The sequence below is a fragment of the Pseudomonas sp. NPDC086581 genome (assembly GCF_044746165.1).
Lineage (GTDB): Bacteria > Pseudomonadota > Gammaproteobacteria > Pseudomonadales > Pseudomonadaceae > Pseudomonas.
Genome location: NZ_JBIVBR010000001.1, coordinates 1 through 22,283, shown reverse-complemented (window position 1 = coordinate 22,283; position 22,283 = coordinate 1). Strand labels below are relative to the sequence as shown.

Sequence of the window (22,283 nt, the reverse complement as noted above, 5' to 3'; positions counted from 1 at the left end):
TGCCTCATACCGACCGCGCCCCATGCCTCGCCGTTCCGCGATCGCAGGCTGAGGGCGCGCATCATCGTGAATGCCGGAGGAACCATGACCGCCACTTACCCGCACCTGCTCGCACCGCTGGACTTGGGCTTTACCACCCTGCGCAACCGCACCCTGATGGGTTCCATGCACACCGGCCTGGAAGAGAAACCCCAGGGCTTCGAGCGTATGGCGGCCTACTTCGCCGAGCGCGCCCGTGGCGGCGTCGGCCTGATGGTCACCGGCGGCATTGGTCCGAACGAGGAAGGCGGCGTGTATTCCGGCGCGGCCAAGCTGAGCACCGCCGAAGAAGCCGAGAAGCACAAGATCGTCACCCAGGCGGTGCACGAGGCGGGCGGCAAGATCTGCATGCAGATCCTCCACGCCGGCCGCTACGCCTACAGCCCCAAGTCCGTCGCGCCCAGCGCCATCCAGGCGCCGATCAACCCGTTCAAGCCGCGCGAGCTGGATGAAGAGGGCATCGAGAAGCAGATCGCCGATTTCGTCAATTGCTCGAGCCTGGCCCAGGTGGCCGGCTATGACGGCGTCGAGATCATGGGGTCAGAAGGCTACTTCATCAACCAGTTCCTGGTCGCCCACACCAACCATCGTACCGACCGCTGGGGCGGCAGCTACGAGAACCGCATGCGCCTGCCGGTGGAAATCGTCCGCCGTGTGCGTGAGGCCGTAGGCCCGAACTTCATCATTATCTATCGCCTGTCGATGCTCGATCTGGTGGAAGGCGGCAGCACCTGGGACGAGATCGTCCTGCTGGCCAAGGCCATCGAGAAGGCTGGCGCGACCATCATCAATACCGGCATCGGCTGGCACGAAGCGCGCATCCCGACCATCGCCACTAAAGTGCCGCGCGCGGCCTTTACCAAGGTCACTGCCAAGCTGCGCGGCGAAGTCAGCATTCCGCTGTGCACCACAAACCGCATCAACACCCCGGAAATCGCCGAGCAGGTGCTGGCCGAAGGCGACGCCGACATGGTCTCCATGGCCCGTCCGTTCCTGGCTGACCCGGACTTCGTCAACAAGGCGGCCGAAGGCCGCGCGGATGAGATCAACACCTGCATCGGCTGCAACCAGGCCTGCCTGGACCACACCTTCGGCGGCAAGCTGACCAGTTGCCTGGTGAACCCGCGCGCCTGCCACGAGACCGAGCTGAACTACATACCGACCACCCGCGTGAAGAAGATCGCCGTGGTCGGCGCCGGCCCCGCCGGCCTGTCCGCCGCCACCGTAGCGGCCGAGCGTGGCCACGAGGTGACCCTGTTCGACGCCGCCGGCGAGATCGGCGGCCAGTTCAACGTCGCCAAGCGCGTGCCGGGCAAGGAAGAGTTCTACGAGACCCTGCGCTACTTCAAGCGCAAGGTGGAAACCACCGGCGTGAACCTGCAGCTCAATACCCGAGTCAGCGTCGACGACCTGGTCAAGGGCGGCTTCGACGAGATCATCCTGGCCACTGGCATCGTCCCGCGCACCCCGGCCATTCCAGGCATCGAGAACGCCAAGGTGATCAGCTATCTGGACGCGATTCTCGAGCGCAAGCCGGTCGGCAAGAGCGCGGCGGTGATCGGCGCCGGGGGCATCGGCTTTGACGTCTCCGAGTACATCACCCATGCCGGCGAATCCACCAGCCTGGACCGCCATGCCTTCTGGCAGGAGTGGGGCATCGACGAAAATCTGGAAGCCCGTGGCGGCATCGCCGGCATCCAGGCGCACCCTCACGCCGCGGCGCGCCAGGTGTTCCTGCTGCAGCGCAAGAAGTCCAAGGTCGGCGACGGCCTGGGCAAGACCACTGGCTGGATCCACCGCACAGGCCTGAAGAACAAGCAGGTACAGATGCTCAACAGCGTCGAGTACCTCAAGGTCGACAACGATGGTCTGCACATCAGCATCGCGGGTGGCGAGCCGCAGGTGCTGCCGGTGGACACCGTGGTCGTCTGCGCCGGCCAGGACCCGCTGCGCGAACTGCACGACGGCCTGGTAGCTGCCGGCCAGAGCGTGCACCTGATCGGCGGCGCCGACGTGGCTGCCGAGCTGGACGCCAAGCGCGCCATCAATCAGGGCTCGCGCCTGGCCGCTGAGATCTGATGCGCTTGAAAACTCAGCTGACTGAGAGCTGAGTCGCAAAGCCGGGCCCGGGAAAGTTCCCTTCCGGGCCCGGATATCCCTTCAGAAATCCAACCGCGTCACAGAATTATCCAGCCAGTTAACCGCCCGGCGAGACCGCCGGGGCGGGTGCCAACCGAGTCACATTGCCTGCGACATTAATTCCCCTAGACTTGCTCGGATGTCGGGATTTTCCCGCTGTCTGGGTGCTGCATTTCTGACAGACCCTTTTTTAGACTTCCTCCCGCACCAGCCCAGAGGTCAATCGATGAGCATGCAGAAGAAGCCTCAAATGGTGGAAGCCGTGGTCTTCTTCAACGACCGTGGCGTCTGCAGGGAAATGCTCTACCCCGAATTCGAGGCGCTGCTCGACAACGTCGTGCAGATGCCGGAATACGCCGATCAGCAGATGCAGCTCGCCTATGTGCTGATCAACCCGCGCCTGCTGGTCAAGGCGGTGGTGTTCTTCTATCTGGACTTCGACGAGAAGGGCGAAGCCGACAGAGGCTGGAACCTGCCGCTGCGCAACCTGGCCGATCGCGCCGGTCGCGGTCCCGACATGGGTGCCGGGCCTATCCGCCTGGCCTGTCGCAGCCAGTGCCCGGTGTCCTGGCACCAGATGCACCTGTGGGATCCCACCCTCGATGCTGCGCAGAACCATCTGGTGCAGCTGCGCGAAGCTATCAAGCGCAATAACCTCGGCGTACTGGTGGAAGAAGAACCTGCCGCCGTGGAGCTCGCGCGCCTGCAGATGGCCGACGAACACCGGTGGTATGCCCCCGCCGAGGAATCCCGCGAGGAGGCCGAAAAGCTGGCCCGAGCGATGCTCGAGGAGCACCAGCAGAAGACTGCCGAACTGCTCGGCCAGCATGAAGCCCGCTTGTCGCAGATCAGCCAGCAGCATGAACAGGAGCTCAGTCGCCTGAAGCTCGGCGCGCAGGAGCAGGTCAAGGTGCTGCAGGCTGAGCTCGCCGCGTTGCGCGAAGGCCTGAAGCGTGAGGAAGAGATCAATGCCGGCCTGCGCCGTGAACTGGATGGCCAGGCTAATGGTTTCCAGCGCGGACGCGAGGAGCTGACCGCACAGTTGCGCCATATCGAAGAAAGCGGCCGCGACGAGTTGGAGCAACTGCGCCAGCAGATCGAGGAAGAGTCCCGCACCCGCCTGGCCAGCCTGGAGGCTCGCTACAAGGAACAGATTTCCGTCCGTGACGTCGAGCTGGGCTACCGCAACGAACTGGACCAGCAGTTGCAGCAGGAGAATCGGCAATTGCGCACGGAAGCCGAGCAACTGCGCGAGGAAACCGCCCAGTTGCGCGAGCTCGCCGGGCAGTTGCAGCAGGGCGCCGAGGGTTTGCGCCTGGAACTGGATGCGCTGGCGGCCAAGGCGGCCGATGGTTCGATGCTGGAGCGCTTGGCCAGCATGGGGGTGATCTTCGTGGTGTACCATCCCGGCGCCGGTCATCTGACCCTGTCGCTGCAGGATGTCGCCCGTTACCAGGAAAACCCCATGGCCTACGCCGCGGCCAAGTGCTTCGTCGCCGAGGACCAGTACCGCAGCTGGCTCGCCCACTACCAGCAACCCGCCTGCGAAGGACGGCTGTCCAACGGCGAGCGCTGCGCCATGCCCATCGACCGCGTGGAAACACCCGGCCGCTTCGTCGAAGGCGACAGCAACTGCTGCTCCCGGCACAAGACGGCCGGTCGACTGCGCAGCGTCACCACCGGCTGATCGGGACGCCGTGCGGTTCCCCGACTGGCGCCCCTTAGCACCCCTGCAACGTGTCCACCTCGATTGGCTCGACTGCGCTGGCGTCGAGCTGGCGTTGCTGCGCCTGGACCTCGTGGACGCGCGGGTCTCCGGCAATAAGTGGTTCAAGCTCGCCCCTTATCTCCAGCAAGCCGCCGACCTGGGCCTGAACGGCGTGATGACCCTGGGCGGCGCCCATTCCAATCACCTGCACGCGGTAGCGGCAGCCGGTGCTCGGTTCGGCTTCGAGACGGTCGGATTGCTGCGCGGAGACGAGCAGGACAATCCCACGGTGGCAGACCTGCGCCAGCTCGGTATGCAGCTCCACTGGCTCGGCTACGGTGGTTATCGCCGACGTCATGAAGCGGATTTCTGGACACCCTGGCGCGAGCGCTATCCCCAGTTGCTGCCGGTAGGCGAAGGCGGTGGGGGCCTTGCCGGTGCGCAGGGCTGCTCACCATTGATTGCGCAGATTCGCGGGCAACTCGGGGCGCTTGGCTGGGAGGACTATCAGCAGCTCTGGGTGGCCTGTGGCACCGGTACGACCCTGGCCGGCCTGGTGCTCGGCGAGGGTGGCGCGCACCCGGTGGTCGGCGCCCTGGCGGTGCCGCCTGGGCACGGTGTCGAGGCGCAGGTGCCCGGGCTATTACGGGACAGTGGCGCAAGCGATAGCGGATACCGTTTGCTGGATGCCAGCCGTGGCGGCTTCGCGCGGATCGACCCGGCACTGGCGCGCTTTATCCTCACGACCGAAGCCGAGTGCGGCGTGCCGCTGGAGCCGCTGTACACCGGGAAGCTGCTGCTGGCGCTGCACGGTGAGATCGTGGGGGGGCGCATTGCGCGCGGTGCCCGCATCGTTGCCATCCACAGCGGCGGTCTGCAGGGGCGCCGGGCGCTTGATGAGCAATTGAAGGCGCTGGCTGCTCAGCGCGAATAGCCGCTGTGCACCCGTGGCCAGCGATCACCCACTAGGAACAGGCGTTCCTGCTCCCGCCAGCGCCCTTCGTGGAACTCCATGCGCACCAACATCTGCGGGAAGCCGTCTTCCGGCAGTTCGGCCAACCAGGTGGCGAAGCGCTGCGCGCTCCAACTTTCATCTTCGGCGGCCGGGGATAGCCAGCCCTTGCGCGACAGCGCCTGCCAGCCACCCGGCTGCTGCGCCTGGTAGGCGGGCCAGGCGCGCCGGTGCAGCCAGCGACCGCGCCGGTGGTTGTCGCTGGCCCCCGCGGGCGGCGGGCAGGGCGTCGGCCAGGAGTAGAACAGGTAGCCGCCGAGCCAGAGGCCGGGTGACGGTTCTGCGTCGCTGTGCTCGCGCACCACGGCAAGCCCCTCGACGGTGGAGGAGAGCGGCAACTGGTGCTGGTAGAAGTGCTCGATCTTGCGCAGCAGATGGTCTTCGGCTCCCGGCCCGAGCCAGGAGTCGGGGCCGTCGTCGCTGGGGCCGAGGTAGAGCTTGATGGCCAGTTCCAGGTGATGCAGGCCGTCGTCATCCTCCAGTAGCAGGTCCAGCTCGCCGAGGGTCTGGCCGTTGTCGCGCACAGGTAGGTTGGCGGCCAGCAGGTGCAGGTCCGGCGCCTGCTCCAGGGCGTATTGCCAGAGACGCTCGTAATAACGGCCCAGACGCTGGTGCGGCGCGGATTCGAGCTGCGCCAGCAGTTCGCCTGGCGAGCGCTCCTGTTCGCGCAGCCAGTCGGCCAGGAGTCGAGGCTGCGAGTACCAGCGACTGGCGCTCAGCGGGTGGCGCAGCGCGGGGCTGCCGGGTTGCAGCAGGGGCGGGGAGAGCAGCGTCCAGGCGAGGTCGCGCACCTGAGGCTGGCGCAGGTCGATCAGCAGCTCGTCGAGCAGGGCGGTGAAGTCGGTCATGCCCCAAGCCTAGCCGCTACACACCCGCTCCGGCCACGCTGCGGTTTGCCGCTGCTTCCGCCTTTCGCCCATAATTCCGCCATTCGAGTAGCGCAACGCCGTCCGGAGTCCCATGGAACCCTTTCGCAATATCGGCATCATCGGCCGCCTGGGCAGTACCCAGGTTCTGGAAACCATCCGTCGGCTGAAGAAATTTCTCACCGAGCGCCACCTCCACGTGATACTCGAGGACACCATCGCCGAGGTCCTGCCGGGCCACGGCCTGCAGACCTGCTCGCGAAAGATCATGGGCGAGATCTGCGACCTGGTGATCGTGGTCGGCGGCGATGGCAGCATGCTTGGCGCCGCCCGCGCCCTGGCGCGGCACAAGGTGCCGGTGTTGGGGATCAACCGCGGCAGCCTGGGCTTCCTCACCGATATCCGCCCTGATGAGCTGGAGACCAAGGTCGCCGAAGTGCTCGGCGGCCAGTACATCGTCGAAAGTCGCTTCCTGCTCGACGCGCTGGTGCGCCGCCACGGCGAATCCATCGGCCAGGGCGATGCGCTGAATGACGTTGTGCTGCACCCCGGCAAGTCCACGCGGATGATCGAGTTCGAGCTGTACATCGACGGCCAGTTCGTCTGCAGCCAGAAGGCCGACGGCCTGATCGTCGCCACCCCGACCGGCTCTACCGCCTACGCGTTGTCCGCTGGCGGGCCGATCATGCATCCCAAGCTGGATGCCATCGTGGTGGTGCCGATGTACCCGCACATGTTGTCCAGCCGGCCCATCGTGGTGGACGGCAACAGCGAGTTGAAGATCGTCGTCTCGCCGAACATGCAGATCTACCCGCAGATTTCCTGTGATGGGCAGAACCACTTCACCTGCGCGCCGGGCGACACCGTCACGGTGAGCAAGAAGCCGCAGAAGCTGCGCCTGATCCACCCCATCGACCACAACTACTACGAGGTCTGCAGGACCAAGCTGGGCTGGGGCAGCCGCCTCGGGAGCAGCGAGTGATGGAACTCGACCCCGCACGCGGCTATGACCTGATCGGTGATATCCACGGCTGCGCGCACACCCTCGACCACCTGCTGGAGCGTCTCGGCTACCGCTCGCAAGGCGGCGTGTGGCGACATGCGCGGCGTCAGGCGCTGTTCCTGGGCGACCTCATCGACCGTGGCCCGCGCATCCGCGAGGCGCTGCACCGGGTGCACGACATGGTCGCTGCCGGCGAGGCGCTGTGCATCATGGGTAACCATGAGTTCAACGCGCTCGGTTGGTCCACGCCCGCCGCGCCAGGCAGTGGCCGCCAGTACGTGCGCGAGCACACGCCGCGCCACGCCCGGCTGATCCGCGAGACGCTGGAGCAGTTCGAAGGTCACCCGGCGGACTGGCGCGACTTCCTCGGCTGGTTCCAGGAGATGCCGCTGTTTCTCGATTCCGGGCGTTTCCGCATGGTTCACGCCTGCTGGGACCACGACGTGATCGACGCGCTGCGCCAGCAGTTCCCTGACGGGCGCATCGACGAAGCCTTCCTCATGGCCACCGCCGAACCGGGCAGCTTTGCCCAGCAGGCCTGCGACCGCCTGCTGCGCGGCACTGACATGCGCCTGCCCAACGGCCTGACGCTGACCGGCAGCGACGGTTTCACCCGTGCCTTCTTCCGCACCAAGTTCTGGGAGGAGGACCGCGCGCCGGAAACCTACGGCGACATCGTGTTCCAGCCCGATGCGCTGCCCGACGAGGTGGCCAGCGAGCGCCTGAGCGAGGAGCAGAAGTCGCGCCTGCTGACCTACGGCGCCGACGAACCGCTGCTGTTCGTCGGCCACTACTGGCGGCGCGGCACCCCCGCGCCGATCCGCCCGAACCTCGCCTGCCTGGATTACAGCGCGGTGATGTATGGCAAGCTCGCGGCCTACCGGTTGGACGAGGAAACGCGGCTGGACCGCAACAAGTTCGTTTGGGTGGATGTGAAGCGTCCGGGGGGCGATGAGTGAGCGCGATTGAAGCAATGCGACTGCCCACGTCGGTCGACCTCGGGCAGTTCGTCACCCTGCTGCAGCGGCTGAACGTGCCGTTCCGGGTCAGCGAGGAATCCGGCGAACAAGTGCTCTGGGTGCCCAACGCGCAATTGGCGGAGCAGGTCCGCACGCTCTACGAGCGTTATCCGCAGGGCGATCCGCAGTTCGCCGTACAGGCCGAGCCCCAGCGCCGCGGGCCGGGATTCGTCCGGCAACTGAAGATGAGCCGCATGACGGCGGCGGTGCTGCTGGTGACCTTCGTGGTGGCGGCCATCACCCTGCTGGGCACCTCCCCGGAGACGCTGCGCTGGTTCACCTTCCAGAATTTCCAGATGGTCGGCGAGGACCGTGCGCTGTTCTATCCGCTGTCCGACTCGCTGGCGCAGGGGCAGTGGTGGCGCCTGTTCACGCCCATGCTGATCCACTTCGGCTGGCTGCACCTGGCAATGAACGCCATGTGGTACTGGGAGCTGGGCCGGCGCATCGAGTATCGCCAGGGCGCCTGGATGCTGCTGGGGCTGAGCCTGGGCTTCGGCCTGGTGTCGAACCTGGTGCAGTACGGCTTCAGCGGGCCGAGCCTGTTCGGCGGGCTGTCCGGCGTGCTTTATGGCCTGCTCGGCCACTGCTGGATCTTCCAGCGCATGGCGCCGACGCCGGCCTACCACCTGCCCAAGGGCGTGGTGGCGATGATGCTGATCTGGCTGCTGGTGTGCCTGTCGGGCGTGATCGACCTGCTCGGGTTCGGCTCCATCGCCAACGGCGCCCACGTTGGCGGACTGGTGGCGGGTTGCCTGAGCGGCCTGATTGGTGGGCTGCTGGCGCGGCGCCGCAGCGTCTGACGCCAAGCCCATAGGAGCGAGCTTGCTCGCGAACGAGCTCGCCGGGCACTGCGGAGCTGGGCGGTTCGCGAGCAAGCTCGCTCCTACAGGGATACCGCGGCGTTACCAATTGACCAGTGTTCGTGCGCGCGGGGCTTTCGCCCGGTAGAATGCCGGCTTCGTTTTTCCCCTGCAGGAGCCGGCCCATGTCGTCCTTCGCCGAAATGATCCAGAACATCACCCCCGAAATCTACGAGAGCCTCAAGCTGGCCGTGGAAATCGGCAAATGGCCCGACGGCCGCAAGCTGTCCGTGGAACAGAAGGAGCTGTCGCTGCAGGCCATGATCGCCTGGGAGATGGACAACCTGCCCGAGGACCAGCGCACCGGCTACATGGGCCCGCAGGAGTGCCAGTCCCACGCCGAGCCGATCCCGAACATCCTCTTCTCCTCCAATTCGCTGCACTGATGCAGGAGCTTGGACGCGGCGCCCTGAGCAAGATGTCGGCGCGCCTGGAAAGCCCCGTACAGTACGCCTTCCGCCTGGGCGACGTGCAGGTTCCGGTAAACCCGCTGATTGGCAAGACCGTGCGGCTGGAATACCTGGGTGAGATCTTCTGCAGTCATTGCTCGCGCAAGACGAAGAAAAGTTTTGCCCAAGGCTATTGCTACCCGTGCTTCACCAAACTGGCTCAATGCGACAGCTGCATCATGAGCCCGGAGAAGTGCCACTTCGAGGACGGCTCCTGCCGCGAGCCGGAGTGGGGCGAGCGCTTCTGCATGACCGACCACGTGGTCTACCTGGCCAACTCCTCGGGGGCCAAGGTGGGCATCACCCGCGCCACCCAGGTGCCGACCCGCTGGATCGACCAGGGCGCGCGCCAGGCGCTGCCGATCATGCGCGTGGCGACCCGCCAGCAGTCCGGCTTCGTCGAGGACCTGCTGCGCAGCCAGGTCACCGACCGCACCAACTGGCGCGCACTGCTCAAGGGCGAAGCCGAGCCGCTGGACCTGATAGCCATCCGCGAGCAGATATTCGACGCCTGCGCCGAGGGCATCGTCGCCCTGCAGCAGCGCTTCGGCCTGCAGGCGATCCAGCCGGTGATCGACGTGCAACCCATCGAGATCAGCTACCCGGTGGAGGCCTACCTGGCCAAGATCACCAGCTTCGATCTGGACAAGACGCCGGTGGTCGAGGGTACCCTGCAGGGTATCAAGGGCCAGTACCTGATATTCGATACCGGCGTGATCAACGTGCGCAAATTCACCGCGTACCAGCTGGCCATCAGCGCCTGATCGAACCTGCATTGAATTTTCGGCCCAGAGCTCGCATCTAGTGAGAGATGCATCTACGGATAGATGCGTCTTGCGACTCGCCCGCGCCGTTTCCAATCGCTAGAGTCAGTATTCCTCCGGCCGGCCCATCCTGCCTGCCGCCTTCCAAGGGGCCAAAAGCCATGCGTACCGAGCAACCGAAAGTCATCTACCTCAAGGATTATCAGGCGCCCGAGTACCTGATCGACGAGACCAACCTGACCTTCGAGCTGTACGAGGACCACACCCTGGTCCACGCCCAGCTGGTGATGCGCCGCAATCCGGAGCGCGGCGACGGCTTGCCGCCGCTGGTGCTCGACGGCCAGCAGCTGGAGCTGCTGTCGCTGGCGCTGGATGACCAGACCCTCGAAGCCGGCCAGTACCAGCAGGACGAGAACCACCTGACCCTGCAGCCGACGGCGAAGACCTTCACCGTCGACAGCACCGTGCGCATCCACCCGGAAAGCAACACCGCGCTGGAGGGCCTGTACAAGTCCGGCAAGATGTTCTGCACCCAGTGCGAGGCCGAGGGCTTCCGCAAGATCACCTACTACCTCGATCGCCCGGACGTGATGAGCAGCTTCACCACCACGCTGTCGGCCGAGCAGCACCAGTACCCGGTGCTGCTGTCCAACGGCAACCCGGTGGCCAGCGGCTCGGAAGAGGGCGGCCGCCACTGGGCGACCTGGCAGGACCCGTTCAAGAAGCCGGCCTACCTGTTCGCCCTGGTCGCCGGTGACCTCTGGTGCGTGGAAGACCAGTTCACCACCATGAGCGAGCGCGAAGTCACCCTGCGCATCTATGTCGAGCCGGAGAACATCGACAAGGTCCAGCACGCCATGGACAGCCTGAAGAACTCGATGCGCTGGGACGAGAAGGTCTACGGCCGCGAGTACGACCTGGACATCTTCATGATCGTCGCGGTCAACGACTTCAACATGGGCGCCATGGAGAACAAGGGCCTCAACATATTCAACTCCAGCTGCGTGTTGGCCAAAGCCGAGACCGCGACCGACGCCGCGCACCAGCGTGTTGAAGGCGTCGTCGCCCACGAGTACTTCCACAACTGGTCGGGCAACCGCGTGACCTGCCGCGACTGGTTCCAGCTGTCGCTCAAGGAAGGCTTCACCGTGTTCCGCGACAGCGAGTTCTCCGCCGACATGAACTCGCGCACCGTCAAGCGCGTCGAGGACGTGGCCTTCCTTCGCACCAACCAGTTCGCCGAGGACGCCGGCCCCATGGCGCACCCGGTGCGCCCGGATTCCTTCATCGAGATTTCCAACTTCTACACCCTGACCGTCTACGAGAAGGGTTCGGAAGTGGTGCGCATGATCCACACCCTGCTGGGCGCCGAGGGCTTCCGCAAGGGCACCGACCTGTACTTCGAGCGCCATGACGGCCAGGCCGTGACCTGCGACGACTTCGTCAAGGCCATGGAGGACGCCAACGGCGTTGACCTGACCCAGTTCAAGCGCTGGTACAGCCAGTCCGGCACCCCGCGCCTGGCGGTGGAGGAGAGCTTCGACGCGGCGGCGCAGAGCTACACCCTGACCTTCCGCCAGAGCTGCCCGGCCACGCCGGGGCAGAGCGAGAAGCAGCCTTTCGTCATCCCGGTGCAGATGGGCCTGATCGACAAGCTGGGCAATGCCCTTTCGCTGCGCCTGAAGGGCGAAGAACACGGCCACGGTAGCGATCGCGTGCTGCAGGTCACCGAGGCGGAACAGTCCTTCACCTTCGTCGGCCTCGCCGAGAAGCCGCTGCCGTCGCTGCTGCGGGGTTTCTCCGCGCCGGTGAAGCTGAGCTTCCCCTACGACCGCGACCAGCTGATGTTCCTCATGCAGCACGACGAGGATGGTTTCAATCGCTGGGAAGCCGGCCAGCAGCTGTCCGTGCAGGTCCTGCAGGAGCTGATTGGCCAGCACCAGCGTGGCGAGAAGCTTGTCCTGGATGATCGCCTGATCACCGCCTTCCGCACCTTGCTGCTGGACACCGGTCTGGACCAGGCCATGGTCGCCGAGATGCTCTCGCTGCCCAGCGAGGCGTACCTCACCGAGATCAGCGAAGTGGCGGACGTCGAGGCCATCCACACCGCCCGCGAGTTCGCCCGCCAGCAGATCGGTGCGGCACTGCACGAGCAGCTGTGGGAGCGTTACCAAGCCAACCGCAAGCAGTCCCGCGACACCGCCTACGTCGCCGAGGCGAGCCACATCGCGCGCCGCAGCCTGCAGAACATTTCCCTGTCCTATCTCATGCAGAGCGGCAAGGCCGAAGTGCTCACCGCCTGCCAGGAGCAGTACAAGGATTGCGACAACATGACCGAGCGCCTGACCGCGCTGGCCGTGCTGGTCAATTCGTCCTTCGAGAAAGAGAAGACCGACGCACTGGCGATGTTCGCCGACTACTTCAAGGATGACCCGCTGGTGATGGACCAGTGGTTCAGCGTCCAGGCCGGCTGCACCCTGCCGGGCGGACTGGAGCGCGTGCAGGAGCTGACGAAGCATTCGGCCTTCACCCTGAAGAACCCGAACAAGATCCGCGCGCTGATCGGCGCCTTCGCCAACCAGAACGCGGTGAACTTCCACCGCGCGGACGGCGCCGGCTACCGCTTCCTGGCCGACCAGATCATCACCCTCAACGCGCTCAACCCGCAGATCGCCTCGCGCCTGCTGACTCCGCTGACCCGCTGGCGCAAGTACTCGCCGGCGCGCCAGGTGCAGATGAAAGCTGAGCTGGAACGCATCCTCGCGTCTGGCGAGCTGTCCAGCGATGTATACGAAGTGGTCAGCAAGAGCCTCGCTTAACACACCCGCCGCGCCCCGTTCCAGGGGCGCATTGCACTGACGAAAAGGTGTTACCAACTTTGATTGGTAACACCTTTTTGTTACCTATCGAAATTAATCGATATCATTCTTATCGCTTTGTGATATTGGGCAAAAAACGCCGATGTGTCTGCGTCGCGCCTTCAGGGGCCGATTGCGCCATCCTGGATCGCAAATGGCGCAATCGGCCACTTGATTTGATCAGTGAACGACCAGTCACAAAAAGTAGCGCGCAGATTCTTTATTTTTTGTAAGCAGAACCGGATACATCGGTGCTGTTGGCACTGGGGTTGCACCGCCGGACCCCGCTTAGCCTTTGCCCGTCCGATGGGGCGGGAGGCGTGTCGAGCACCTTGGGGGAGTTTCCTTCAGATCGACGACAACAAGGCCGTGGAATAACGGCTGAAAACGGTGAACCGCCCGCAGTGGCGGCACCGCCAAAGAATGATCAGTCCATGGAGTGAGTCCTAATGGAAATCCCAGTTCGCAAGCCTGTCTTGCGTTATGCGCCTGCTCGTGCGGGCTTCGCCCTGGCAGGCATCCTGCCTTTGCTGATGTCCGCCCCGGCGACCGCCGTCGAGTTCAGCTTCCTCGACAACGAGGTGACCGGCTCGCTGGACAGCACCGTTTCCTACGGCTCGCTGTGGCGCGTACAGGGTCAGGACAAGACCAACAACGACATCAACGGCAACGACGGCAACCGCAACTTCGACACCGGCCTGGTTTCCGAGGTGTACAAGATCACTTCCGATCTGGAAGCGACCTACAAGAACTACGGCCTGTTCGTACGTGGCTCGGCTTTCTATGACACCCAGATCATGGACAAGCGCAATGACTACTACGACAACAACCATCCGGCGCAGCCGAGCCAGACCTACCCCAACAGCGACCGCTTCACCAGCGAGACCCGCGACGCCGCCGGCAACCGCGCCGAGATCCTCGATGCCTACGTCTACGGCAACTGGGACGTGGCCGACCACCCGCTGACCGCGCGCCTGGGCCGCCAGGTGTTCAACTGGGGCGAGGGCATCTTCTACCGTGGTGGCGTCAACACCACCAATCCGGTGGATGCCGCCAAGTTCCGCCTGCCGGGCTCTGAGCTGAAGGAAGTACTGATGCCGGTTGAAGCCGCGAGCTTCAACATCGGCCTCACCGACAACCTGTCGATGGACGCTTTCTACCAGTGGAACTGGAAGGAGACCCGCATCGACCCGGTCGGCACCTTCTTCTCCGAGACCGACCTGTTCGCCGACGGCGGCAACACGGCCTATACCACCGTGGGCGCGCTCTCCAATCCGCTGTTCCAGACCCTCTACCCGCAGCTTTCCGCAGCCCATGTGGGCGGCCTGCAGGGCACCAGCTACCTGGACTCCAATGGCGTGTTCAAGGTCGCCAACGTCGGCAAGGACATCAACGCCAAGAACGATGGTCAGTTCGGCGTGGCCTTCCACTACGTGGCCGAAGAGTTGAACTCCACCGAGTTCGGCTTCTACTTCGTGAACTACCACTCGAAAGAGCCGACCATCTACGCCGACTTGAACAGCGATTACGCCGGCGTGAACCTCGACCAGTTGGCCGGCATCGGCGGCTTCAGCTCGTACGACCAACTGGTGAGCGCGGCCGGCGGCGGCAACGCCCTGGCCGGCCAGGTACTGAGCCTGGTCAATGGCGCGACCTCGGTGGACGTGGCCAACCAGGTCAATGCCCGTCGCGAGTACGTCGAGAACATCCGCATGTACGGCTTCAGCTTCAACACCACCGTGGGCGATGCCTCGGTGTTCGGTGAACTGGCCTACCGTCCGAATCTGCCGATTGGCATCGCCACCACCAACGACCTGCTCGGCGACCTGCTGGTCCAGGCTCCGGGGCTGGCCAGCGGCAAGTCCGTGAACATCGGTGGCGGCCAGGTCTCGATGAGCGACCAGATCCACAACTACGAGCGTGTCGAAGCCTTCAACACCTCGCTGGGCACCATCTACAACTTCGGCCCGTCCCTGTCCTTCGACTCGCTGATGGGCGTGGCGGAGCTGGCCTCCGAGCACCTGCGCGGCAGCGACCTGAAGTACACCGCGTACGACGGCAGCACCCGCTACTACTCCGGCCGCAGCAACGGCGCCTACATCTCCGGCTACGACCGCGACGATCAGGTGAACAAGAACGCCTACGGCTACACCCTGCTGCTGTCGGGTACCTGGAACGACGTCTTCGCCGGCGTGAACATCTCGCCCTACGCCGTCTACAAGGACGACTTCGAAGGCAACTCCTACCAGACCGGCAACTTCATCGAAGGCCGCAAGGCCTACACGCTGGGCGTCAAGGCGACCTACCTGAACGCCCTGGAAGCCGAGCTGCAATACACCGAGTTCTACGGCGCCGGGCAGAACAACGCCGCACGCGACCGCGACAACGTGGGCTTCAACGTCAAGTACTCGTTCTAACGCAAACAGATCCTACGAAAGCCGCGCGGCGGGGTCCGGAAGTACCCGCCGCGCACACCTCACGGAGAAGCAACATGCGCAACATGCGTACCCTGGTTGGCGCCGCAGTGGCCCTGGCCCTGTCGGCCGGCAGCGCCCTGGCAGCGGTTTCCCCGCAGGACGCGGCCAAGCTGCAGTCGAGCCTGACCCCGCTGGGCGCGGAAAAGGCCGGTAACGCCGCCGGCACCATCCCGGCATGGGCCGGTGGCATCACCCAGGCGCCGGCCGGCTACAAGCCGGGCCAGCACCACATCGACCCGTTCGCCGCCGACAAGCCGCTGTACACCATCACCAAGGCGAACCTGGACCAGTACAAGGCCAACCTGACCCCAGGCACCCTGGCGCTTTTCGCCACCTACCCGGACACCTTCCAGATGCCGGTTTACCCGAGCCGTCGCAGTGGTTCCGCGCCGCAGTGGGTCTATGACAACACCTTCAAGAACGCCACCAGCGCCAAGCTGGCCGAGGGCGGCAACGGTTTCGTCGATGCCTTCGGCGGCATCCCGTTCCCGATCCCGCAGAACGGCGTGGAAGCGGTGTGGAACCACATTGCCCGCTACCGCGGCACCTACGTCGTGCGTCGCGCCTCGGAAGTGGCGGTGCAGCGCAACGGTGACTACTCGCTGGTGACCTCGCAGCAGGAAGCACTGTTCAAGTACTACATCCAGGGCAAGAGCTTCTCGGACCTGAACAACCTGCTGTTCTACTACCTGTCGTTCACCAAGAGCCCGGCTCGCCTGGCAGGTGGTGCCGCGCTGGTCCATGAGACCCTGGACCAGGTGAAGGAGCCGCGTCAGGCCTGGGGCTACAACGCCGGCCAACGCCGCGTGCGCCGTGCGCCGAACCTGGCCTACGACACTCCGATTGCTGCCGCTGACGGCCTGCGTACCGCCGACGACACCGACATGTTCAATGGCTCGCCCGATCGCTACGACTGGAAACTGATCGGCAAGAAGGAAATGTACATCCCGTACAACAACTACAAGGTTTCCAGCCCTGAGGTTAAGTACAAGGATCTGCTGACCCCCAGCCACCTGAACCCCAAATACACCCGCTACGAACTGCACCGCGTGTGGATCGTCGAAGGCACCCTGAAACCGGGCTCGCGCCACATCTACTCCAAGCGCGTGCTGTTCCTGGACGAAGACAGCTGGGGCGCCGCAGAAGTCGACCAGTACGACGGTCGCGGCGAGCTGTGGCGTGTTTCGCTGGCCTACCTGAAGAACTACTACGAGCTGCCCACCACCTGGACCGCTCTGGATACCTTCCACGACCTGCAGGCCCGTCGCTACCACGTACAGAACCTGGACAACGAAGAGCCGAGCACCATCGACTTCGGCCAGGCCGTGCCGGACGACTCCTACTTCAGCCCGTCCGCCCTGCGTCGCCGCGGCACCCGCTGAGTCGGTTGCCTGAACGAAGAAGCCCCGCCTCGGCGGGGCTTTTTTATGGGCTTCCGGTAAGCCTGTAGGAGCGAGCTTGCTCGCGAACCCGCCCAACGGTGGAGCTACCGGTTGAGTTGTTCGCGAGCGAGCTCGCTCCTACAAAAGAGGTTCTGCGTCTCGGCGAGCTGCTTCATGGGTTATCGAAACTCTTGTCGGACGCGCTCTGACAGACTCTAGAAGTGTTACCACTTCACCCGCTGCGAGCCCCTGACGGCGCACCTTTCGGCTGAGATAGCAAAAAGCACTCATCCTTTCGAGTGAGGCGCCCAGGGCTTAACAAAAGATAACGTGCCGTTAATTGTCAGCCCCGGAAAAGGCTGGCTATATACCCCGAAACTACATACCGCCTGCATAAGAAAAAGAGGTAAAGGCATATGCGTGAGCCCCTGCGGCGCACTTCGAGCGAGCAGCCCGTGTCGGGAGTGCGAAGCTCCTTCCCGATGTCGCGCAAGACGGTTTCCCTGCTCGGCGCGTTTTCCTTCCTGATGATGTCCCTGGCTCCGCTGCATGCGGTTGCCGCAACGGACGCCGTCAGTGATTCCAACTCGATCATTTCCGCCAAGGCCTCCAGCAGCCTGCTGCTGAGCGTTGCCCATGCCGGCAAGCGCCTGGTCGCGGTGGGTGATCACGGGCACATCCTCTATTCCGATGACGCAGGCAAGAGCTGGACCCAGGCCACCGTGCCGACCCGCCAGCTGCTGACCTCGGTGTTCTTCATCAGCGACAAGAAGGGCTGGGCCGTTGGCCATGACGCCCAGGTCCTGGCCACCACCGATGGCGGAACCACCTGGGTGCGCCAGTTCGAGGACCTCAAGCGCGAAGCGCCGCTGCTGGACATCTGGTTCCAGGACGAGAACCACGGCATGGCTGTGGGCGCCTATGGCGCGCTGCTGGAAACCACCGACGGCGGCCAGCACTGGGAAGATGTCAGCGACCGCCTGGACAACGAAGACCAGTTCCACCTCAACGCCATCACGGCGGTGAAGGATTCCGGCCTGTTCGTGGTGGGGGAGGCGGGCAGCATGTTCCGCTCCAAGGACTGGGGCGAGACCTGGGAGAAACTCCAAGGCCCATACGAAGGCTCGCTGTTCGGCGCTACCGGCACTACCCAGGTCGGCACCGTCCTGGCCTACGGCCTGCGCGGCCACCTGTTCCGCTCCACCGATTTCGGCGACACCTGGCAGCAGGTCAGCCTGCCCACCGCCAATGGCGGCGAGTTGGAGTTCGGCCTCTCCGAAGGCAGCCTGCTGGATGACGGCACCATCGTCGTCGTTGGCCATGGCGGCAGCGTGCTGGAGAGCAAGGACGACGGCGTGAGCTTCAGCGTCGTCAACCGTCCGGACCGCCTGTCCCTCGCGGGCGTGAGCGCGGCCGGCAATGGCAACCTGGTCCTGGTCGGCCAGGGCGGTATCCACCTGGCTTCGGCGACCGGCGCCGAGCTGACAGAACAACAATAAGCCGGGGAGCCGCAATGAACGCTCTGAACAAGCATCAACAGGACAAGGCGACTTTCCTGGAACGCATCATCTTCACCCACCGGCCGTTCGTGATCATCGCGTGCCTGCTGGTGACAGTCTTCCTCGCCTGGTCGGCCACGCAGGTGCGCCCGTCCACCAGCTTCGAGAAGATGATTCCGCTGCAGCACCCGTTCATCCAGAACATGCTGGAGCACCGCAACGACCTGGCCAACCTCGGCAACACCGTGCGCATCTCGGTGGAAGCGGTGAATGGCGACATCTTCACCAAGGAATACATGGAGACGCTGCGGCAGATCCATGACGAGGTCTTCTACATCCCCGGCGTCGATCGCTCCGGCATGAAGTCGCTGTGGAGCCCCAGCGTGCGCTGGACCGAGGTGACCGAGGAAGGCTTCGCCGGTGGCGAGGTGATCCCGCAGACCTACGACGGTTCCGCCAAGGCCCTGGACCTGCTGCGCAACAACGTGCTCAAGTCCGGCCAGATCGGCCGCCTGGTGGCCAACAACTTCAAGTCGAGCATCGTCGACGTGCCGCTGCTGGAGGTCTACCCGGACCCGAAGGACCAGGGCAAGCTGATGAAGCTGGACTACCGCCAGTTCTCCCATGAGCTGGAAGAGAAGATCCGCGACAAGTACCAGCTGCAGAACCCCAACGTGAAGATCCACATCACCGGCTTCGCCAAGAAGGTCGGTGACCTGATCGATGGCCTGCTGATGGTGGTCGGCTTCTTCGGCATCTGCTTCGTCATCACCCTGGTGCTGCTGCTGTGGTTCACCAAGTGCGTGCGCTCCACCATTGCCGTACTGTCCACCACGCTGGTGGCGGTGATCTGGCAACTGGGCATCCTGCACCTGATCGGCTTCGGACTGGACCCGTACTCGATGCTGGTGCCATTCCTGATCTTCGCCATCGGTATTTCCCACGGCGTGCAGAAGATCAACGGTATCGCCCTGCAGTCCAGTGACGCGGAAACCCCGCTGCTGGCGGCCCGCCGTACCTTCCGCCAGCTGTTCCTGCCGGGCATGATCGCGATCCTCGCGGACGCCGTGGGCTTCATCACCCTGCTGGTGATCGACATCGGCGTGATCCGCGAACTGGCCATCGGCGCGTCCATCGGCGTGGCGGTGATCGTGTTCACCAACCTGATCCTGCTGCCGGTTGCCATTTCCTACATCGGCATCAGCAAGAAGGCGGTACAGCGCAGCAAGGAAGACGCCGTGCGCGACCATCCCTTCTGGCGTGCGCTGTCCAACTTCGCCAGCCCGTCGGTGGCGCCGATCTCCGTGGTCATTGCCCTGGCGATGTTCGCCGGCGGCATGTGGCAGGGCCATCACCTGAAGATCGGCGACCTCGACCAGGGAGCGCCGGAACTGCGTCCGGACTCGCGCTACAACCTGGACAACGACTTCATCATCCGCAACTACTCGACCAGCTCCGACGTGCTGGTGGTGATGGTGGCGTCCGAGGCCGAAGGCTGCTCCACTCACAAGACCCTGTCCGCCATCGACGAGCTGGCCTGGCGCCTGGAGAACACCCAGGGCGTGCAGTCGGCCATCTCCCTGGTCACCGTCTCCAAGCAGATGATCAAGGGCATGAACGAAGGCAACCTGAAGTGGGAGTCGCTGTCGCGCAACCAGGACGTGCTGAACAACTCCATCAGCCGCGCCGAAGGCCTGTTCAACAGCAACTGCTCGCTGGCGCCCCTGTTGGTGTTCCTCAACGACCACAAGGCCGAGACCCTCGACCGCGCCGTGGCCGTCGTGCAGGACTTCGCCAAGGCCAACGAGAAGGATGACCTGAAGTTCAAGCTCGCCGCCGGTAACGCCGGTATCGAGGCCGCCACCAACGACGTGATCAAGCACTCGGAACTGACCATCCTGATCCTGGTGTACATCTGCGTGGCGCTGATGTGCCTGATCACCTTCCGCTCCTTCGCCGCGACCCTGTGCATCGTGCTGCCGCTGATCCTCACCTCGGTGCTGGGCAACGCGTTGATGGCCACCCTGGGCATCGGCGTGAAGGTGGCAACCCTGCCGGTGATCGCGCTGGGCGTGGGTATCGGCGTGGACTACGGCATCTACATCTACACCCGCCTGGAGTCCTTCCTGCGCCAGGGCCTGTCCCTGCAGGAGGCCTACTACGAGACCCTGAAGTCCACCGGTAAAGCGGTGCTGTTCACCGGCCTCTGCCTGGCCATCGGCGTCGCCACCTGGATCTTCTCGGCGATCAAGTTCCAGGCCGACATGGGCCTGATGCTGACCTTCATGCTCCTCTGGAACATGTTCGGCGCCCTGTGGCTGCTGCCGGCGCTGGCGCGCTTCCTGATCAACCCGGAGAAGGTGCGTCAGAAGAAGGCTTCGATCCTGGTGCACTGATCGGCGCTTCAGCCATAAAAAACGCGGCCCTCGGGCCGCGTTTTTTTATGCTCTTCGTAGGAGCGAGCTTGCTCGCGAACAGCTTCGCAGCAGGGGCTGGTTCGCGATCAAGCTCGCTCCTACAGGTTCAAGTCAGGGCAGGATGGCAAACACCCGCGCCGGGAAGCCCGTACCCTGGGCAATCTTCGGGAAACTCACCACCGCCAGCGCGCCGGCTTCGGGCACCTTGTCGAGGTTGGCGAGCAGTTCGATCTGATAGTGGTTGGTGCCCAGGATGTAAGACTCCAGCGAATAGTCGTCCTTGCTGGTGGCGATACCCGGATCGGTGTCGGTGGTCTCGTGGCCCGATGCAGTGATCTTGCGCGTCTCGTAGAGATACACCAGCGCCTCCTTGCTCCAGCCCGGATAGTGCGCCACGCCCTTGGCGTCCTGGTTCTGCATCTTCGCCTGGTCCGGCCAGCGCTTGGACCAGTCAGTGCGCAGCGCCGCGAAGGAGCCTTCCGGCACTTTGCCGTGCTTCGCCTCCCAGGCCTTCACATCGGCCAGGGTGAGCACGTAGTCGGGGTTCTTCGTCACCTGCTCATGGATGTCGAACACCACCAGCGGCAGGAACTGCTCCTTCACGTCCAACTGGTCGACGCTGCGCAAGCCCTTGTGGAAGTGCACCGGCGGGTCGACGTGGGTGCCCCACTGGCCGACGTGGCTGTACAGCTCCACCTGGAAGCCGTCCTTGTCCACGGTGTAGAGCGTCTTGCGGCCCATGGGTTCGAAGCCTTTCCAGTGCGGCGTGTTGCTGTCGAACGAGTGGGTCAGGTCGACGAAAGTGTGTTGCTTGAGGCTGGCGTAGGTATCCCACAGGCCGGGCTGGGCAGCCTGGCTCGCAGCGGGCAACAGGGCGGCGGCGAAGAGCAGGGCGGGGAGGCGTTGCATGGGTCTGATTCCTTGACGGGGATGGGAGAAAGCGCCTTATCTTTCTCCATCGCTTGCCCCGCCTACCAATTCTGAATTCTGCTTTTCTTATTCCTTTCCGTTAGGAGACCCCATGTCCTTCCAGCTCATCGAGTACGCCGAAGCCAGCCCCGAGGTCCGTGCCGTCTACGACGACATCATGGCGACCCGCAAGATCGACTGGGTCAACAACTTCTGGAAGGCCCTCGCCAACCATCCGCAGACCCTCAAGCGCACATGGGAAAGCCTCAAGGAAGTCATGGGGCCGGGGCAACTCGACCCGCTGGTGAAGGAGTTGATCTACGTCGCGGTGAGCGTGACCAACAACTGCAATTACTGTATCGGTTCTCACGGCGCGGCGGCGCGCAAGGCGGGGATGGACGATGCCATGCTTGGCGAGCTGATGGCGGTGGTGGCCATGGCCAATGAGACCAATCGGTTGGCCATCGGCTACCAGGTGCCGCTGGATGATGTGTTCAAGGGGGCGGTGATGGAGAGCAGCGGTGGCTGAGATGGCTGGGGCGGGGCGCGCAGCCAGGGTTAGGGTTAGGGCACGCCCAAACGACGGAATTTCATCGTAGGAGCGGAGCTACTCCGCGATGCTCTTGCTTGGGGTTCGGTATTTCTGCGCCGCTTTGGTGTGCGCGTAGGCATAGTGTTTCGCCCCCTCGGGCGACCCACTTTGGCAAACGCCCCAAAGTGGGCAAAGGTCTTGCCCCGGACATCCGGTTTTTCGCTTAGGCGAAAAATTCCCTCGTTGAAGCGGAGTTTCAGGGGCCCGCTGCGAAGGGCCATCCCTGGCCCATCGCAGCTCTCGCGACATCCATGTCGCTCGACCCCTGAAACTCCGCTTCAACGAGG

General features: G+C 64.3%; 16 protein-coding genes. 14 read left to right on the top strand and 2 right to left on the bottom strand.

The genetic code is table 11. The features are described from left to right. The first annotated feature begins 84 nt into the window (after positions 1 to 84). The 3 genes from ACIPK7_RS00080 to ACIPK7_RS00070 all read left to right on the top strand — a co-directional run bounded on the left by ACIPK7_RS00080 (position 85) and on the right by ACIPK7_RS00070 (position 4,820). A complete protein-coding gene (locus ACIPK7_RS00080) occupies positions 85 to 2,118 on the top strand; it encodes an FAD-dependent oxidoreductase (protein ID WP_401084252.1) in 2,034 nt (677 codons plus the stop codon). 286 nt (positions 2,119 to 2,404) lie between these two features. After that, the gene (locus ACIPK7_RS00075; RefSeq protein WP_401084249.1) at positions 2,405 to 3,865 is read left to right on the top strand and encodes a chromosome partitioning protein ParA; all 1,461 of its coding nucleotides are present in this window, start codon (positions 2,405 to 2,407) and stop codon (positions 3,863 to 3,865) included. A 10-nt stretch (positions 3,866 to 3,875) separates the two neighbouring features. Then, positions 3,876 to 4,820 carry a 1-aminocyclopropane-1-carboxylate deaminase/D-cysteine desulfhydrase gene (locus tag ACIPK7_RS00070; RefSeq protein WP_401084246.1) on the top strand — a complete coding sequence of 315 codons (945 nt, stop codon included), beginning with the start codon at positions 3,876 to 3,878 and terminating at the stop codon, positions 4,818 to 4,820. Here ACIPK7_RS00070 and ACIPK7_RS00065 read toward each other — a convergent pair. Beyond that, positions 4,808 to 5,746 (bottom strand): DUF1853 family protein, encoded by a 939-nt coding sequence (locus tag ACIPK7_RS00065; protein WP_401084243.1) that lies wholly within the window; start codon positions 5,744 to 5,746, stop codon positions 4,808 to 4,810. The genes ACIPK7_RS00070 and ACIPK7_RS00065 overlap by 13 nt on opposite strands. A 112-nt stretch (positions 5,747 to 5,858) precedes the next feature. On the opposite strand from ACIPK7_RS00065, the gene ACIPK7_RS00060 reads away from it, so the two are divergent. The 10 genes from ACIPK7_RS00060 to ACIPK7_RS00015 all read left to right on the top strand — a co-directional run bounded on the left by ACIPK7_RS00060 (position 5,859) and on the right by ACIPK7_RS00015 (position 20,474). After that, positions 5,859 to 6,746, top strand: coding sequence for an NAD(+) kinase (locus tag ACIPK7_RS00060; RefSeq protein WP_253448906.1), 888 nt, complete (start codon positions 5,859 to 5,861; stop codon positions 6,744 to 6,746). Next, the gene (locus ACIPK7_RS00055) at positions 6,746 to 7,726 is read left to right on the top strand and encodes a metallophosphoesterase (RefSeq protein WP_401084240.1); all 981 of its coding nucleotides are present in this window, start codon (positions 6,746 to 6,748) and stop codon (positions 7,724 to 7,726) included. The genes ACIPK7_RS00060 and ACIPK7_RS00055 overlap by 1 nt, the downstream gene beginning before the upstream one ends. Next, positions 7,723 to 8,589 (top strand): rhomboid family intramembrane serine protease, encoded by an 867-nt coding sequence (locus ACIPK7_RS00050; RefSeq protein WP_401084237.1) that lies wholly within the window; start codon positions 7,723 to 7,725, stop codon positions 8,587 to 8,589. Before ACIPK7_RS00055 ends, ACIPK7_RS00050 begins: the two co-directional genes overlap by 4 nt. Before the next feature lie 185 nt (positions 8,590 to 8,774). Then, positions 8,775 to 9,035, top strand: coding sequence for a YeaC family protein (locus tag ACIPK7_RS00045; protein ID WP_401084234.1), 261 nt, complete (start codon positions 8,775 to 8,777; stop codon positions 9,033 to 9,035). Then, positions 9,035 to 9,862 carry a DUF2797 domain-containing protein gene (locus ACIPK7_RS00040; protein WP_401084231.1) on the top strand — a complete coding sequence of 276 codons (828 nt, stop codon included), beginning with the start codon at positions 9,035 to 9,037 and terminating at the stop codon, positions 9,860 to 9,862. Before ACIPK7_RS00045 ends, ACIPK7_RS00040 begins: the two co-directional genes overlap by 1 nt. A gap of 161 nt (positions 9,863 to 10,023) precedes the next feature. After that, positions 10,024 to 12,681: an aminopeptidase N gene (gene pepN / locus ACIPK7_RS00035; protein ID WP_401084228.1), complete on the top strand. Its 2,658-nt coding sequence runs from the start codon at positions 10,024 to 10,026 to the stop codon at positions 12,679 to 12,681. A gap of 488 nt (positions 12,682 to 13,169) precedes the next feature. Further along, on the top strand, positions 13,170 to 15,137 hold the full coding sequence (locus tag ACIPK7_RS00030; protein ID WP_192430206.1) for a DUF1302 domain-containing protein: 1,968 nt from the start codon (positions 13,170 to 13,172) through the stop codon (positions 15,135 to 15,137). A 74-nt stretch (positions 15,138 to 15,211) separates the two neighbouring features. Beyond that, a complete protein-coding gene (locus ACIPK7_RS00025) occupies positions 15,212 to 16,579 on the top strand; it encodes a DUF1329 domain-containing protein (protein WP_401084225.1) in 1,368 nt (455 codons plus the stop codon). Positions 16,580 to 16,995: 416 nt separating this feature from the next. Further along, positions 16,996 to 18,078 carry a YCF48-related protein gene (locus ACIPK7_RS00020; RefSeq protein ID WP_192430204.1) on the top strand — a complete coding sequence of 361 codons (1,083 nt, stop codon included), beginning with the start codon at positions 16,996 to 16,998 and terminating at the stop codon, positions 18,076 to 18,078. Positions 18,079 to 18,092: 14 nt separating this feature from the next. Continuing rightward, positions 18,093 to 20,474: an RND family transporter gene (locus ACIPK7_RS00015; RefSeq protein ID WP_192430203.1), complete on the top strand. Its 2,382-nt coding sequence runs from the start codon at positions 18,093 to 18,095 to the stop codon at positions 20,472 to 20,474. Positions 20,475 to 20,606: 132 nt separating this feature from the next. On the opposite strand, the gene ACIPK7_RS00010 is transcribed toward ACIPK7_RS00015, so the two are convergent. Further along, entirely contained in the window at positions 20,607 to 21,404 is a 798-nt protein-coding gene (locus tag ACIPK7_RS00010) for a cyclase family protein (RefSeq protein ID WP_192430202.1), read from the bottom strand. Positions 21,405 to 21,516: 112 nt separating this feature from the next. Between ACIPK7_RS00010 and ACIPK7_RS00005 the strand changes: the two genes are divergently transcribed. Next, positions 21,517 to 21,933, top strand: coding sequence for a carboxymuconolactone decarboxylase family protein (locus tag ACIPK7_RS00005; protein ID WP_192430201.1), 417 nt, complete (start codon positions 21,517 to 21,519; stop codon positions 21,931 to 21,933). Positions 21,934 to 22,283: the final 350 nt, after the last annotated feature.

Bases quoted from the DNA above. Each gene is read 5' to 3' on its own strand.
- ACIPK7_RS00055 (WP_401084240.1), top strand. From the start codon at position 6,746: ATGGAACTCGACCCCGCACGCGGCTATGACCTGATCGGTGATATCCAC.
- ACIPK7_RS00010 (WP_192430202.1), bottom strand. From the start codon at position 21,404: ATGCAACGCCTCCCCGCCCTGCTCTTCGCCGCCGCCCTGTTGCCCGCT.
- ACIPK7_RS00015 (WP_192430203.1), top strand. From the start codon at position 18,093: ATGAACGCTCTGAACAAGCATCAACAGGACAAGGCGACTTTCCTGGAA.
- ACIPK7_RS00045 (WP_401084234.1), top strand. From the start codon at position 8,775: ATGTCGTCCTTCGCCGAAATGATCCAGAACATCACCCCCGAAATCTAC.
- ACIPK7_RS00060 (WP_253448906.1), top strand. From the start codon at position 5,859: ATGGAACCCTTTCGCAATATCGGCATCATCGGCCGCCTGGGCAGTACC.
- ACIPK7_RS00030 (WP_192430206.1), top strand. From the start codon at position 13,170: ATGGAAATCCCAGTTCGCAAGCCTGTCTTGCGTTATGCGCCTGCTCGT.
- ACIPK7_RS00020 (WP_192430204.1), top strand. From the start codon at position 16,996: ATGCGTGAGCCCCTGCGGCGCACTTCGAGCGAGCAGCCCGTGTCGGGA.
- ACIPK7_RS00075 (WP_401084249.1), top strand. From the start codon at position 2,405: ATGAGCATGCAGAAGAAGCCTCAAATGGTGGAAGCCGTGGTCTTCTTC.
- ACIPK7_RS00065 (WP_401084243.1), bottom strand. From the start codon at position 5,746: ATGACCGACTTCACCGCCCTGCTCGACGAGCTGCTGATCGACCTGCGC.
- ACIPK7_RS00025 (WP_401084225.1), top strand. From the start codon at position 15,212: ATGCGCAACATGCGTACCCTGGTTGGCGCCGCAGTGGCCCTGGCCCTG.
- ACIPK7_RS00080 (WP_401084252.1), top strand. From the start codon at position 85: ATGACCGCCACTTACCCGCACCTGCTCGCACCGCTGGACTTGGGCTTT.
- pepN (WP_401084228.1), top strand. From the start codon at position 10,024: ATGCGTACCGAGCAACCGAAAGTCATCTACCTCAAGGATTATCAGGCG.
- ACIPK7_RS00005 (WP_192430201.1), top strand. From the start codon at position 21,517: ATGTCCTTCCAGCTCATCGAGTACGCCGAAGCCAGCCCCGAGGTCCGT.
- ACIPK7_RS00040 (WP_401084231.1), top strand. From the start codon at position 9,035: ATGCAGGAGCTTGGACGCGGCGCCCTGAGCAAGATGTCGGCGCGCCTG.